Here is a 15512-nt window from a genome sequence, read left to right as displayed (position 1 = left end):
ATTAATCGTTATCTCCTTGTTTTTCTGATTCGGTCATGTTGGCGTGAATTTGTAAAAGAGTCTGGCGGAATTGCTCCAGATCGGCTGAGGAAATTCTTCTTACAAAATCGTGATTGGCATCATATTCAATAGGAAGAATCTCTTTTACAAGCTGTCGGCCTGCTTCAGTCAAATGAAGTAAATAGGCTCGACGATCCTGAGGGCTATTCACACGCCGTACCCAGCCCTTCTTGTCTAATAAATCAATAATTCGAGTCGTGGTCGGCTGGTCCTTCACGGCCTTAGCTGCAATTTCTTTCTGATTTAAACCCTCAGCCTGATAGATTTGGTACAGAACCGACCATTGCTCTGGGGAAATATCATAAGGCTTGAGACGCTGCAAGAGCTGCTGACTCATTTTGCGGTGAGTAATCCCGAGCAACATCCCAATGGAACAATCGGGAGGCAAGTTATTCATAAGGTACTCCTTTCTGTTTCCCGTACATAAATTACTTTGAAATCAATTAGTTGTTATAACAATTATATGAACAACAAGTTATTTTGTCAAAAAAAGTTGTTCGGCGTTTTTAATTCTGCCATCACAAAACAAAACAAAAAAACAGCCCATAAAATACGGGCTGTTTAGGTTGATATAATATCGTTTGCCATGACTGGCGAATTAAGCTTTAGGTACAGTTTCCCAGTCCTTCAGGAAGCGTTCGATACCACTGTCTGTCAGCGGGTGTTTCCACAGAGAAGGGAGCAAGGAACCTGGAATGGTGGCAATATGTGCACCAGACAGAGCAGCATCTTCTACATGCTTAATGTTGCGGATGGATGCCGCGATGATTTCGGATTTCAGACCATGGATGTCCAAAATTTGTCTTAGTTCACGAATCAGCTTCATACCATCAACAGCGATATCATCCAGACGTCCTACGAATGGGCTGATAAAAGTAGCGCCAGCTTTGGCTGCCATCAAACCTTGAGCCGCGGAGAAAATCAGTGTTACATTCGTTTTGATTCCGTTCTTGGTCAGCTCGTTACAAGCGTACAAGCCGTCTTCGGTCATAGGAAGCTTGATAACCACGTTCGGTGCCCACTTGGCGATATCATAAGCTTCTTTGAGCATATCTTCAGCCTTCAGGCCAATAACCTCAGCACTCACGGGACCTTCAACGATACTGCAAATCTCCTGAATGACTTCCTTGAACACTCGACCTTCTTTAGCGATCAGTGAAGGGTTCGTTGTTACACCATCAACCAGACCCAAACGTTCAATACGTTTGATTTCTTCAATGTTACCAGTATCCAAGAAAAATTTCATTTGATTTCCTCCTCAGGTTTATATAATTCATAATACATATCACATGCGATGTACACTAGCTCATTTAAATGTAGCATATTGCACACGTTAAACTTATAATTAGTATGTATTACATCCTTAATTGTGACACATTTTAAATTTGAAAACAAGCTGTCTATGATTAAAATTTGATGAATTGTCGGAAGATGCTGAAATTTACCGATCTATGCTCATTTATAATATATACTACCCCACTTCATAAGGAGGTAATCATTATTCAACTGTCTGAAAGACAGCGGGAAATTGTTGATATTGTCCAGCGTCTGGCACCTGTAACAGGGGATAAAATTGCTGAAACACTGGGACTGACGCGTCCGACTCTCCGTTCTGATCTTGCTCTGCTCGTTATGCTCGGGCTGGTGGATGCCAAGCCGAAGGTAGGCTACTTGCCAGGACGTTACCCCAAATATGATAGTCATATCGGCAACATGCTCAAAAAGCTGACTGTGGCGGATATACTTAGTGATCCGATTTTGATTTCCGGTGAAACGACCGCCTATGATGCGGTGCTGATGCTGTTTCAGCAAAATACAGGCACGCTGATGGTCACAGGGGAGGAGCAGGAGCTCATTGGAATTGTTACGCGCAAGGATTTGCTGAAGGTCATGCTGGGGCATACCGATCTTCACACCGTCCCGGTGACCATGGCAATGACGCGCCGGGCCCAAATGACGACGCTTGCTCCAGAAGACTCTTTACTGGAAGCGATATCGAGACTGATTCGGCATCAGGTCAATTGTCTTCCAGTTTTGGACGAGCAATGTAGCTCCTCAACTCCAATTCAAGGGTTGGTAGGGCGGGTTACGAAAACGGACATCATGAACGCCATTCTGAGCTTGACAGAAGAAAAAACGTAAAAGATGAATAAGGGGGCCTTGTATGTATTGGTTGGCCATGCTGACGATGCTGATTGACCATGTCGGACTTGTGTTTTTTCCGACGGATCCGGCTTGGAGAATTGCCGGCAGACTTGCTTTTCCAATCTATGCCTACGCGCTGTATATGGGGTATACCCGTACCCGAGATATGCGGAGCTATATGCTCCGTCTACTCGGGCTGGCTCTGATTTCTCAGGTGCCCTATATGCTGGCGTTTGATGTATACAGACCGAATGTAATCTGGACGCTACTGGCCTCGTTGCTCGCGCTGGCTGCTGCATCCCGCTTGAAGCATTGGGCGGCTGTAACGGGTCTGTACGTCCTTACAGCTCTGGTCATGGAGTTCAGCCAGATGGATTACGGGGCCTATGGTCTACTGCTGGTTCTCATTTATCGATACACTCGCTCATATATGATGATTGCAGCCCATTTTGCTTTGAACGTTGTGTATGATATGGTGCACCACGCAAATCTCCAACACTTTAGTCTGCTGTCCAGCATTCTGATCGTATGTTTTGCAACGGGAGAGAGCGGATTTTATAGTCGGGTACCGCGTTGGTTGTGGCGCAGCTTTTACCCGGTACATCTGGCTGTTATCGCGGCAATTCGCATCTGGCCCTAATCTACATCTCATACAACAAAAGAACCTTTAAAACCACGACATAAATGGTTTTAAAGGTTCTTTTTTATCCTTGAATAAGCTAGCTAACGTTTAGGATACCTTGTTAGGACCTTGGGCAAAAGGAAGTGGGCGAAGGGGAGCACCTTCCTTCATGTATTGCACCAATACTTCTGGAATATTGTGTATTCCACCTGCATTGACGCGATAGCCGTTCATTTGCCCAGGCGAGTTAATCCCCCGTTTTACCGTGAATGTAACGTCAATTCCCAAGGAACGGCAAATTTCCAACGTCTCCTTGGTATACCCACCATAAGGGAAGGCAAGTACATTCTGATCATTGTGTAGATGCTTGAACAGCTTCTTGTCAGCCATGTCCAAGTCGGTATAAACCCGCTGTTTGAACTCATTCTCTGTTTCCATTCGCCCCAGCTTTTTCGAATACACCGGGCCCATCAGAAGCGGCTTTTGTTTGGTGCGGGCTGTGTTGGAGTATCCGTAAGCATGCTGGTCATTGGTGTGATTGTAGAAATCAATGCCTTCGGCATGCATCTGATGAATTTGATCCCATGTGAGCTTTGGAATACCAATGTGCTTGGGATTGCTGATCGTGGACGTGATGAGAAAATTGGTTGCCGGTACCTGGTACTTTTTCAATACGGGAAAAGTGTCCGTGTAAAAGGACTCATAGCCATCGTCGAATGTCATGAGTACCGCATTATCAGGAACCTTGGCTTTATGTAAAATAAAGTCGGTATACTCTTTCATCGTGATCCAGTGGAAGCCGTTAGCTTTCATTTCGTCCAACTGCCTCGTTAAATTACTAAGCTTGAGAGCGCCGGGATCAGGTGGAGTCTTGGTCACCTCATGATACATCAGGACAATGACTTTGTTTTGGTAATATACTTTATCTGGTGTAGGCGTCAGTGAGAATAAATGGCGTACCAGCCGATCTGCATGAGCTGTACGTGTACGATGAGTCCCTTTAACTGTAGGTGTGTGGTATATGCTACGTGCTTCATACACCAAAATCCCTAAAATAGCCAACAAACTTATGATTAGCAACGTTCTTTTAAAAAAAGTGTGTTTCATTGAATGACATCCCCCGCATGCAAAAAATTCTGAAAGTATAGAGGTTTATACTAAATATGAAACTAGCAAAATCTAGTCTATCATACCGAAAACATTCGGGGGAAATATCACAACTTTGTTACCTCTGTGTTGCTTTTACAGATACCGATGAAGAGGTCGGGAAGTAACCGATCTCGACGGCATGCTGGATCATGTTCCGAATAAAGTTAAGGTCGGTTGCCGGGCATTGAACGCCAGCTTGTTCCAGCAGAGCTGCGGTTACAGAGCATCCGTAACGGTAAGCTGAATCCTTAGCTCCGTCACCTTCCAGTTGTCCCATAGCAAGGTGAAGTGCATCCTCCTGAATGCCGGAAGACGGATTCAGCAGCCAAGCGCTGTAATCGTCAAAAGGCAGGGTTTCTACTGCGTAACCGAGTTGGTTTACCATAGCGATCAGTTCATCATATGGCAATGGGTTCTGATTGCAGATATGGAAAATGCGGTTTGCGCTTTTTTGATGAACGGACAGCTCTACGATAGCACGGCTGGCGTAATCAATCGGTGTGAAGTCCGTATGCCAATCAGCTTGTGGCGCTTTGCCCAGCAGCAGCATCGCCTTCATCATGCGATAATAAGCATTGCTGTCGATATTTCGCTGGAAGCGTCCGTTGGCCGAATGGGCTGTCAAATTACCCGCGCGATAGATCGAGACAGGCGTACCCGCTTGAGCTGCTTGGAACAATAGCTTCTCTGCTGCGAGTTTACTGTTCGTGTACAGGTTGTCCACGTTCAATTCGTCTGGGAAGGCAGAAAGCTCCAATGCCGACTCCCATTTTCCTTCGTTTGCAAGATCCTCCGGTATCCCCATAGTGGAGACATGATGGAACGATACTCCCGGCTTGGCTTGAGCGATTTTCAGCAGTTCCAGTGTTCCGGTCACATTCGTGCGATCGAAGGCTGCCGAATCACCAAAATGGCGAACATCAGCGGCGCTGTGAATGATGCCGTCGATTTGGTGCTCCAGCATATGGCGGTCGACGGAAGAGAGACCAAGATCAGCTTGCTCCAGATCCCCATAGACAGCTTTTACCCGTCCTTCGATCAAGCTGGAGATATCTTGTCCAAAATATCCCATCAATACGGACTGAATACGCTCGATACCGGATGGACCGTCCTGAGAAGGGCGTACCATCGCGTATACTTTGGCTTCTGTCCGTTGAAGCAGGTCATACAGAATGTGCGAGCCCAGATAGCCTGTAGCACCGGTCAACAAAATCACGCGCAAGTCGCGGACTTCAGCTAAGTCAGAAGCACCAGACAACTCAATAGGATGCTCATTCAAGTCCATTTTTTCTTGAGAAATCGCAAGTGGCTTGCGTTGCGGCGTTTGTTCCGTACCTAATTGTTCCACATATTCAGCAAGCTCGCGAACGGTTTTGTAGCGGAAAAAATCTCCGATGCGCAGCGCGCCATAGCGCGGCTTTAGAATAGCCAGCACATGAATGACACGAAGCGAATCGCCCCCAATCAGGAAGAAATCATCGGTAGCGCCAATGTTATTTTTACCAAGCACTTGAGTCCATGCTTCGGCAATAAGTGTTTCGGTTCCTTCTCGGAGAGGTTCCCCGCCAAATGAAAGATCAGACGCTTCCGGAAGTGGTCGCAGGGCCAACTTTTTGCGATCGATCTTGCCAGTTGGTGAAATTGGCATGGCTTCCAGATGAACGACATGGCTTGGTACAAAATAAGAAGGCAGCTTGCCCCCAATATAAGACTGAATAACGTCTTGTGGAATGGATTGTCCATCCGAAGTGGTAAAATAGCCAACTAACATGTTCTGATCTGTGTGATCTTTGACGGCTACTACAGCGACGTCCTGAACACCTGGATGTTTGGAAAAATGGTCTTCAATTTCTCCAATTTCAATCCGATTCCCCCGAATTTTGAGTTGTGAATCCTTGCGGCTTACGTATTCAATCGTACCATCTGGCAGCAGCTTGGCGATATCACCCGAGCGGTACATTTTTTCACCCGGAACAAAAGGATTGTCCACGAATGATTGGGCTGTACGTTCTGGCTGATGGAGATAGCCATGGGCCAATGCAGGAGTAGCAATGCATACTTCACCCGGAATATTGACAGGGCAAAGCTTGTTATCATCGTTAACGATATACACTTTGTAATTGTAAATAGGCTTGCCGATCGGAATATTGACGACATGCTCAGGCACGGCACCACGGACCCGATGGGTCGTCGTTGCTACGGTGCATTCTGTCGGTCCATATACGTTTACGATGTCGGTATCTGTACCGAATTTGCTTTGGAACGCTCGAACTTGTGAGCCGTACAGCGCTTCTCCTGCCACGGTAACAATCCGTACCTTAGCGAGTTTGCGATAGCCTTCGTCTGACAAGTACGTAGATAGCTGATTAAAGAATACGGTCGGCAAAATGGTAATAATCGTCGTGCCTGTACGTGCAATGGCTTCAGCGAATTCTTCAACAGATACACGTTCTTCGGAAGACAGCAAGTACAATTTTGCACCGTAAAACAAGGCTCCAATTGTATCCCAAACGGATGCATCGAAGCTGTAGGTCGCAAATTGGGTCAATACATCCTGAGGTGTAATGTCGCAATCGCGTTGCACGACAGCTCCTAGGTTAACGACACCGCGGTGAGCGATCAGGGCACCTTTCGGTTTGCCTGTAGAGCCGGATGTATAGATGACATAAGCTAGATCATCCGGACTTACATTAACGTTCGGATTGCTTGCAGCATAGCCTGCCAGTGGCCCGTTAATCGCTAAAATTTCTTTTACCGTCTCAATGGAACCGCACAGTTCAGTCGCTTGTTCCATGAGTGCGGAAGTTGTTAAGACAAAAGGAGAACGCGTGTCTTCGACAATGTAGCTACTCCGGTCAGCAGGGTGGGCGGGATCAACAGGTACATATACGCCTCCGGCTTTCAGGATACCAAGCAGTGAAATGACGGTCTCTAAGCTCCGTTCCATGAAGATAGTCACGAATTCACCTTTGGTAAGACCTTTGGATAACAAGACACGTGCGACTTGGTTAGCACGTTCGTTCAACTCACGGTACGTGTACTCTCCAGTGTGTGAAGCAATAGCCGGACGATCAGGGTATTGTGAAGCCGCCTCCTCAAACATTCCATGAATAGTTTGGTGCTCAGGATATTTCACAACTGTATTATTTAAAGCTTCGTGAGCAGCTCGATCCGCATCCGATAATATATCAATGGAATTCACAAGTGCATGGCTGTTGGTTAGCGCGCCACGCAAAAGGGTTTCAAAGTATTCTGCGTATCGGACAACCGTTGTTTCCAGCAAGAGTGATTGATCATAACGTATCTGTATTTGATAAGCGCCATTGTGTTCACTAACAGCCCAGTCCATAATACGGGATTCTACACCGCTGTCCGTAGGCAGATTTGCCGAAAATGAAGTATCGGCTTGTGGTTCCGCAAGGTATGCATTAGGCTCACGGAGCATGTCCTGAAATAAGTCTGCTAGTTCGTGAAAAGTCGTTTCCTTTTCGACTGTCAGCGAAGCTGTAAGCAGACCGGTTTGTGGCACAAATGTAGAAAAAGAAACTTCTTCTTCTGCGGATAGGCGATATACCCATGCAGTATATGCTGATAAGAGCAACGCTTGCTTGTCTTCCGCAGTTTTTTGCTGATTTAATTGTTCCGAGATGGACGCTTCTAACTCTACTTGATAAGTAGAGGATGTATGCTTGCGTTGTATACGTGCACAATCCAAGGGAACTAGGAATGGGGATGGGATTGTCTGTGTGCTGTTTTGTAGTAATGAAGCCATTACGCTAACCTCCTGAATGTATGATGTCTTAATATAAATGATAAACTCAGTAAATGCCTCCGATCCCTTCAAATGCATGAACAGGAGGGAGGCATTACCGAATGATTTACTTATGAAATTAATTTTGGAGTCGATAAATAGTTATTATGATTTGGTACGGTTGGTGTCTGCAATTTTGAAATAAGATGTAATTTCTTGAAGCTCTTCAGACATGGATGTCAATTTATGGGATGAATCAATAATCGAATCCAAAGAAGCTTTTTGTTCCTCCACCGTTCGCACAATGTGAACACTGTTATTGGCTGTTTTGGTTACGGTGGAAGAAAGATCGTCTGCTGTTGCTGTCATTTCCTGTGTACCCGCAGATATTTGCTCAGTAGCACTGGATACTTCTTGGATTTGCCATGCTACATTTTTAGTTGCTTGAAGAATATCATTGAACAGCACGCCTGCTTGTCCGGCAACGACGATTCCGTTTTGAACTTCAACGTTTCCTTGCTCCATCGACTTCACAGCTTGTCCGATTTCACTTTGAATTTCTTCAATCAGGGACGTAATTTGTTTGGTTGCATCCGCAGATTGTTCTGCCAGCTTACGTACTTCACTGGCAACAACGGCAAAGCCTTTACCTTCTTCACCAACACGGGCAGCTTCAATAGAAGCGTTCAGAGCGAGCAGGTTGGTTTGACTGGAGATGCCTGAAATGGTACTGATGATATTGCCAATTTCCTGCGAACGACTGTCCAGCAACTTGATGATACGGGAAGTATTGGTTACTGTATCGGTAATCAAGTGCATTTGGGATGATACCTTACCTACAATCTCGTTGCCTTCATTAGAACGTTTCTCTACCGAATTGGCTTCCTCCGCAACATTGGAAGAACTAGTGGCAATATTTTGAATTACCGAAGCCATTTCAGCCATGGCACGTGCACTATCACCTGTTGCTTTTTCCTGCGAACGGATATTCTCCGTGATTTCACTGATGTTTTGATTGATGATGTTGGAATTGATTCCGTTTTGCTCGCAGATTGCGAGTAATTCCTTGGCAGATTCATTGACTTCATCCGTTGTCTGCTTCACTTTGGTCATAATGCTGTTAATATGACTTACCATATTGTTGAAGTTCTGATTCACGAGCCCCAAATCATCATGACCTGCATGAATTTGAACATCCAGATTTCCTCTGCTTACTTCACTGATACCGTACATCAGTTGCTTAATCGGGGACAGCGTGCGTTTTACAACCCAATATTGAAGCGCCAGGCAGATCAGTAGGAAAATCACTAAAATGGTAGCGCCGCTAATGAGTAGCTTGGTCAATCCTGCAGGTACGGCACCGGCATCTGCATCGACTGCAAAATATGCAAAGATTTTGCCACTTGGATCTTTAATCGGAGTCATCAAAGTCGTCCATGTACCAAAAGAATCATCGTAGAAGCTGGTGAATGTTGGTTTGCCACTGTCCAGCATACCGGTTACGCCTACTGCTACGACATTGGGTTGCTCGTACATGGAGCCAACGAGCAGCTTATCTTTTTCAAATGCTTCTCTGAGATCCGTTGGCATCGCCACAATAGATGTTAGATTGCCATTTTCGAGCTCCGTCCCGAAAATATAAGCATGAGAGATATTCGGATTCGTCGCCATGATGTTATCTAGATACGCGCGGAGTTTGGTTTGAACGGGTCCATCATAATTTTTCTCTTGAACCGCTTGGGTTACTTCATCGGAATTAATGCCCTGGGCCCACTTCAATGTGATTTTTTCCACTTGCCCATGCAATTGGTCTATCAAAATCGTACGTTGGATCAAATAACTGGACACAATAAGGACTAGCCCAATCAATACGATGTTGAAGAAGGATAATAATAAGTTTTTGGTGAAGAATGATAAGCTACTCCACTTTTTCAAAATGTTCCACTCCCTGGTTGTATTTTTGTATATGGTGTTGAACCGCTTATCGAATGAGATAATCAAGTCCCCCTTACAAACATATTAATCGAGATCATAGACCCTTGAATTTTAAGTAATAGGTCTTAAGTCCTTTTATAGACAAGTATGATATCCCTATATATATGTCGTACGAAAAGCCCTTGAAATGAATACCTTACACAATAAAAAATTAATTTTTAATAGGTAAACGCTGTCTGTGTTTCAGTATATTCCAATTTATACTTCTACTTGAAATTCGACTTCATTACAGTCCATAAGCAACTATTCAACAGAAACCATCATACTTTATAATAGAGTCAAATGCACTTATCAATTTGGGACATTTTTCATATTTGACGTTGGAAATGCTTGATTTAGCGCGGTTTTTGTGAATTGTTTGCGAAATGAGTCCTTATATCCATGTAAAGAGAAGAGGGATAAGAAGAATGTCCAAGCTTACGATTTTAAAGGTTGAGAGTAATCATGAGGATCTGCATAAGTTGATCCAAAGGCTGGATGAGGACTTGCTGGAAAGGTATCCTGCCGACGAAATTTACTTGGTCGATTTTTCCAATCCGAAAGTTAAAAAAATGGTTTTCGCTGTTGTGTATGTGGACGAAAAACCGGTGGCTTGTGGAGGGCTTAGGCCTATAGATGCGGAAGAAATGGAGCTCAAAAGGTTTTATGTCGATTCCTCTTATCGCAGACAAGGAATTGCGGTGAGTCTATTATCTTTTTTGGAAGAGGAAGCCAGCAAACGGGGAGTTGTAAGAATTAAACTGGAGACCGGAGCGGCTCAACCTGAAGCGATTGCTCTCTATACCAAACGGGGATACGAACCTATTGAACGGTTTGGGGAGTATGAACACGATGAAAACAGCCTTTGTTATGGTAAAAAGCTGTCTCTGTTATTATAAAGCGTTCTCTTATAAAATGGATGATGATCAATACTAGCCTATATAGCGGGAGAGATGATAATGAATTTGAAGCAAAAAGCGGCCGAAAAAGCAGTTGAAGCGATTCAGGACGGCATGAAAGTAGGACTTGGTACAGGATCGACAGCCTTTTGGGCTATTCAAAAAATTGGTGAGCGTGTAGCGCAAGGATTACATATACAGGCTGTAGCTACATCCCAAGCTTCGGAGGATCAGGCCAGGGAGCTGGGGATTCCCATCATTCCGTTTGATCAGATTGGAAGGCTTGACGTTACCATCGACGGTGCAGATGAGGTGAACGAGCAACTGGTACTGGTGAAAGGTGGAGGCGGAGCCCTACTGAGAGAGAAAATTGTGGAAAGCAATAGCGACCGATTAATTATTATTGTCGATGAGTCCAAGGATGTGAAGGTGCTGGGTGCATTCCCTTTACCCGTTGAGGTCGTACCCTTTGCCAGTGAATGGACGTTGGAGGCTTTGCGGCAGACGGGCTGTAAAGCGGAGTGGCGTATGAAAGACGGCGAGCGCTTCCTTACGGATAATGGTAATTATATTGCCGATTGTCGCTATGGTACGATCGAGAATCCGCAGGAATTGGAAATCCGCTTGAATCAAATTCCGGGTGTAGTCGATAACGGACTGTTCATTAATATGGCGGACCAGGTTATTATCGCACGGGCCAATGGACAGATCGACGTCCGTAACAAGTAATGTCTAGGACCCGCCTGCTTCATCATGTGGCATTGATGTTATTGATTTTATATACAGGGCTTCTATTATATTGGATGTTTCTCGGTTTTGGTCGTACATTACGACCAGGACCCCCGTATTCGTATAATATTGTTCCGTTTGATACGATTAGGCAATACTGGCGGGCAATGGAGTCGTTTCCTTTTCGGGTATGGGGTGTTAATTTGCTCGGTAATATTGGCGTATTTATTCCCTTCGGTATCCTTGTGCCTATCATTTGGGTGTCCATGCGAAGTATAGGCAGTCTGTTGTTAACGATAGTGATCGCACTGGTCATTCTTGAGGTGTCCCAAATGCTACTGGGCGCAGGTACAATGGATGTAGATGACATCATACTGAATGTTCTGGGAGTATTATGCGGCCGTGTTGCCTACGTATTTGTACGTAAGAAGTTAGGGATAACAACATAATCGTCCCGCTCTCTGGATCAGTGCTTTAAGACTGGCTGAGAGCGGGCTTTTTTTACATAATGAACTGTAACTTTCACATAATAGACGGTAATTCCTCCATTTATAGGCCGTAAGAGCAGGGAAAGGAACGCTTAAACTTGACAAAAGTGCACAATTAAGATATCTTGGAATAAAGATATGAGTAACGGAGGCTGTTAATATGTCTGTAAAACCAGATGATCAGGACTTAGCACTTAATTTGTTCGTTGTTCTGGCTCGTGCTTATAATTCGGTCACGTCCCGTACGAATCGGGACATTCATAGTCATGGATTAAATACAACAGAATTTGGAGTGCTTGATCTGCTGTATTATCGGGGACCACAGCCTTTGCAGAAGATTGGAGAAAAGGTACTAATCTCTAGTGGGAATATTACGTACGTGGTAGATAAACTTCAGAAAAAAAACTTGCTTACCCGTCGTGCATCACAAGATGATCGGCGTGTGATTTATGCAGAATTGACTGATGATGGACGTCATTTCTTTGAGCAAATATTCCCGCAGCATCATCGTGTCATTATGGAGACCGTAGATGGCTTATCTGTGGAAGAGAAAGAGCAGGCTATTCATCTGTTAAAAAAGCTTGGACTAACGGCTGAGGGGCAGAAGAGTAACGGATCATAAATTGTGCGTATGCAGGTTAAAACTGCTTTTAGATAAAATACCGACTTCTCGGTATTTTATTTTTTTGTCGTATTTTGGGGAGTAGGGTTAATGTAGAGACGCAAATCAGGTATAATTGTCTAATAGTCACGTCTGGAACAAATCCCCAGTATCTGTTTCGAATACAAATACCTTGTCGGGGAAGGAGCTGTACATGAGTATACAGCAATATACCGCAGGTGAATCGCTATTGATGCAAGCAGGAGCTTTGGCTGAATTAGTTACCCATAAGCAATACGAATTACAGCCCGATCTTTTGCAGCGTTTTGGGGATAACGGTAAAATAAAGACAAAACAGGATTCTATATATAGTTTGAACTATTTAGCTGAAAGTGTAATCATGAACAGCCCTATTTTATTTACACAGTATGTTTCCTGGTTAAAAAAGCTTCTGGAGGGTTTCGGCATAACCCAAGAAGATTTGAGCATCAATTTCAGATTAATCCAGCAGACGTTGGTAGAGCACTTCGATCATACGGATAAAACCATGGTGCTGGAGCATCTGGATTTGGGGATACAGCAAATTGGAAAGAAAGAGGAGTATGCCTCTTTTATTACAGATGATAATCCTTATGCTGCTAACGTGGCTCAATATTTGGAATATTTACTTTCAGGTAATCGCAGACAGGCTTTGGATTGGATCGTCCGTTTGCTGGATGAGGGTATCTCTATTCAACATACGTATAAATATATTTTTCAAATTTCGCAATATGAAATAGGCCGTCTATGGCATGAAGGCAAAATCACCGTCGGTCAAGAGCATTTTTGCACTGCCGCGACTCAATTTATTATTTCCAGCCTGTACCCCAGATGGATGGGAAGTGGAAGTAAGGAACGCTGCCTCGTGGCGGCGTGTGTAGGCAGCGAGCAGCATGAATTTGGTCTGCGTATGCTGGCTGATATATTTGAAATGGATGGTTGGGATACGTATTATTTAGGTGCCAATGTACCTAACCGGAGTCTGCTTCAGGCCATTGTGAGTTACAAGGCGGATGTGGTGGCTATCTCAGCTACCATGGCTTACCATGTCCATCTAGTGAAAGAGTTGATTGCTCTCATTCGGCAAGACCCAACGACTAGCCATGTGAAAATTATGGTCGGAGGCTTGCCTTTTAATCTCGATTCCCACTTGTGGCAGGAAGTAGGGGCGGACGGATACGCACCAGGTGCGGAGGAAGCACTGGAGGTTACAGGTGACTTACTTTCGCTCAGGAAATAAGGTTAGTTTTGTGAACCTGTTAGTCATTTTGTAAAGGGGGCCTTTTAATATGAAGGAACCGACAGCAGAAATGGCTGTCCTGCGGAAAACGGTCGAACAATTAACGGATGAGATTGTGAAAAGCAAGGCTGAGGAAGAAAAGCTGCTGAATGAATTTTCATCAATGAACAACGAACTGGTCAATCTGCAGCGTCAGCTTGCCAAAAGTAATGCGGAATTAACACGGACGAAGGAAGAAGCGGTACGGGCTAATGACCTAAAGAGCACTTTTCTGGCTGTGGTTAGTCATGAATTCAGAACGCCAATGAATGGAATACTTGGAATGATCGAAATGTTAGGTTCATCCAAACTTTCCCCAGATCAACGGCAGGCCATCGGTGTGATACGTGAGTCAGCCTCCCTGTTGTTGAACATGATTAATAATCTGCTTGATATATCCAAAGTGGAAGCAGGACAGATGGAACTGGAGATCGGAAATGTCAGAGTTCAGGCGATTATGAGCCACGTTGCTCAGTTGTTGGAGCCGCAAATCTATCAGATGGGTAACCGATTGAGTATAGAGACCGATACCAGTGTGGCAGAGCATCTGGAGGGAGATTTGGCAAGGATCATGCAGATCTTGCTCAATCTGTTGAACAATGCGAATAAATTTACGAGTGACGGATTGCTCATCGTTCGAACAAAATTAGTGGAGGAAACAAAAGATTCCCAACGTGTTCGGTTTGAGGTGCAGGATTCGGGTATTGGGATTTCACCGGAGGATCAGAATAAGCTGTTTCAGCCCTATGTACAGGCCGGTGAAGGAAGCGCCTCCCAATATGGAGGAACGGGTCTGGGGCTATGGATATGCAGTTCATTTGTGGAACTCATGCAGGGAGAAATTGGGGTCGTCAGTGAAGAAGGCCAAGGCTCTACGTTCTGGTTTGAAATTCCCTTCATGAAAGGATCGGAGCAGGCAGACGAAATGGAGAAGCATGAAACTGGTGATTTGAAGGTATTTAGCGAGTTGCTGCGTGAGCATAGTCATTCTCAAACTATTTTGGTGGCTGAGGATAATCGGGTAAATCGTCAGGTAGTGCAATTACAGCTTAACCACTTGGGATTCCAGCATATTGATTTTGCTGAGGATGGACAAGCTGCTGTAAGAGCGGCCTCCGAACGATCCTACGCTTGTATTCTAATGGATCATCATATGCCTCTGCTGAATGGTCATGATGCGGCGAAAGCGATCCGCCAGCGGGAAGCAGAAAACCAGCAACCACCTGTGCCAATCATTTCTTTGACCGGAAATGTGTCCGAGGAGGATCAGGCACGGGGCCAGGAGGTTGGAGTGAACGATTACTTGATAAAGCCAGTAACGATTGAAAGGCTCTCTGAAAAGCTTGTCAAATGGCTTCCAAAGCCTGAAACCGAGCCGATTTTGGATGAGGAAGTTATACGTGAAATTATGCTGCTGGACGAGGATGGCAGCACGGGACTACTGGAGTCATTGGTGGAAATGTATACTAGTGATACACCTGCCAAAATCAATAGGTTAAGAGAACTGGCTGCTGCGGGCGAAGCCACAAAAGTAGTAGAGGCTGCTCATGAGTTGAAATCAGGCAGCGTGAGTCTGGGTGTCGGGCGTTTGTCCTCGTTGCTGTCCGATATTGAACAGCTTGCACGGGAGAACCGACTTGAGAATGCGAAAGCGAAGTTGTCTGCGCTCCAATCTGTCTATCAAGCAACGTGTTTAGAGCTGGAACGCTATATTCACCAGTGCTAGACAGGTTTCCCCCTTGTTAGACTTGCATACGGAAGGAGGACGTAAGAGAC

The 15512-nt window shown here is 44.9% G+C and carries 13 protein-coding genes; 8 read left to right on the top strand and 5 right to left on the bottom strand.

Annotated elements, in window-relative coordinates; genetic code table 11:
* Window position 1: 1 nt before the first annotated feature.
* A complete protein-coding gene (locus tag MKX59_RS18040) occupies window positions 2–457 on the bottom strand; it encodes a MarR family winged helix-turn-helix transcriptional regulator (protein WP_023988117.1) in 456 nt (151 codons plus the stop codon).
* Between the two features lie 201 nt (window positions 458–658).
* Complete coding sequence (gene fsa, locus MKX59_RS18035) at window positions 659–1306, bottom strand: fructose-6-phosphate aldolase (protein WP_013309811.1); 648 nt, start codon at window positions 1304–1306, stop codon at window positions 659–661.
* 185 nt (window positions 1307–1491) lie between these two features.
* Between fsa and MKX59_RS18030 the strand changes: the two genes are divergently transcribed.
* On the top strand, window positions 1492–2202 hold the full coding sequence (locus tag MKX59_RS18030; RefSeq protein WP_028542764.1) for a CBS domain-containing protein: 711 nt from the start codon (window positions 1492–1494) through the stop codon (window positions 2200–2202).
* Between the two features lie 22 nt (window positions 2203–2224).
* Window positions 2225–2845, top strand: a complete 621-nt coding sequence (locus MKX59_RS18025) for a TraX family protein (RefSeq protein ID WP_028542763.1) — start codon at window positions 2225–2227, stop codon at window positions 2843–2845.
* Between the two features lie 90 nt (window positions 2846–2935).
* Here the strand turns inward: MKX59_RS18025 and MKX59_RS18020 are convergent, their stop codons facing one another.
* From MKX59_RS18020 to MKX59_RS18010, 3 genes are all read right to left on the bottom strand, one after another.
* Window positions 2936–3934, bottom strand: a complete 999-nt coding sequence (locus MKX59_RS18020) for a polysaccharide deacetylase family protein (protein WP_053325209.1) — start codon at window positions 3932–3934, stop codon at window positions 2936–2938.
* A 118-nt stretch (window positions 3935–4052) separates the two neighbouring features.
* A complete protein-coding gene (locus tag MKX59_RS18015) occupies window positions 4053–7748 on the bottom strand; it encodes a non-ribosomal peptide synthetase family protein (RefSeq protein WP_340858685.1) in 3696 nt (1231 codons plus the stop codon).
* Window positions 7749–7892: 144 nt separating this feature from the next.
* Window positions 7893–9662: a methyl-accepting chemotaxis protein gene (locus tag MKX59_RS18010; protein WP_023988122.1), complete on the bottom strand. Its 1770-nt coding sequence runs from the start codon at window positions 9660–9662 to the stop codon at window positions 7893–7895.
* A 467-nt stretch (window positions 9663–10129) separates the two neighbouring features.
* Between MKX59_RS18010 and MKX59_RS18005 the strand changes: the two genes are divergently transcribed.
* The 6 genes from MKX59_RS18005 (at window position 10130) to MKX59_RS17980 (ending at window position 15462) form a co-directional block, all read left to right on the top strand.
* Window positions 10130–10600: a GNAT family N-acetyltransferase gene (locus MKX59_RS18005; RefSeq protein ID WP_028542760.1), complete on the top strand. Its 471-nt coding sequence runs from the start codon at window positions 10130–10132 to the stop codon at window positions 10598–10600.
* Between the two features lie 60 nt (window positions 10601–10660).
* Window positions 10661–11329 carry a ribose-5-phosphate isomerase RpiA gene (rpiA, locus tag MKX59_RS18000; protein WP_068940619.1) on the top strand — a complete coding sequence of 223 codons (669 nt, stop codon included), beginning with the start codon at window positions 10661–10663 and terminating at the stop codon, window positions 11327–11329.
* The gene (locus MKX59_RS17995; protein ID WP_023988125.1) at window positions 11329–11778 is read left to right on the top strand and encodes a VanZ family protein; all 450 of its coding nucleotides are present in this window, start codon (window positions 11329–11331) and stop codon (window positions 11776–11778) included. Before rpiA ends, MKX59_RS17995 begins: the two co-directional genes overlap by 1 nt.
* Window positions 11779–11977: 199 nt before the next feature.
* A complete protein-coding gene (locus tag MKX59_RS17990; protein WP_013309820.1) occupies window positions 11978–12439 on the top strand; it encodes a MarR family winged helix-turn-helix transcriptional regulator in 462 nt (153 codons plus the stop codon).
* 193 nt (window positions 12440–12632) lie between these two features.
* The gene (locus tag MKX59_RS17985) at window positions 12633–13697 is read left to right on the top strand and encodes a cobalamin B12-binding domain-containing protein (RefSeq protein ID WP_075154064.1); all 1065 of its coding nucleotides are present in this window, start codon (window positions 12633–12635) and stop codon (window positions 13695–13697) included.
* A gap of 49 nt (window positions 13698–13746) precedes the next feature.
* A complete protein-coding gene (locus tag MKX59_RS17980) occupies window positions 13747–15462 on the top strand; it encodes an ATP-binding protein (protein ID WP_076264270.1) in 1716 nt (571 codons plus the stop codon).
* Window positions 15463–15512: the final 50 nt, after the last annotated feature.

Origin of the sequence: Paenibacillus sp. FSL R7-0340 (assembly GCF_038002205.1) — a bacterium.
GTDB lineage: Bacteria > Bacillota > Bacilli > Paenibacillales > Paenibacillaceae > Paenibacillus > Paenibacillus polymyxa_B.
The sequence above is the reverse complement of the archived record's forward strand: the minus strand, read 5'-3'. Positions and strand labels throughout refer to the sequence as shown.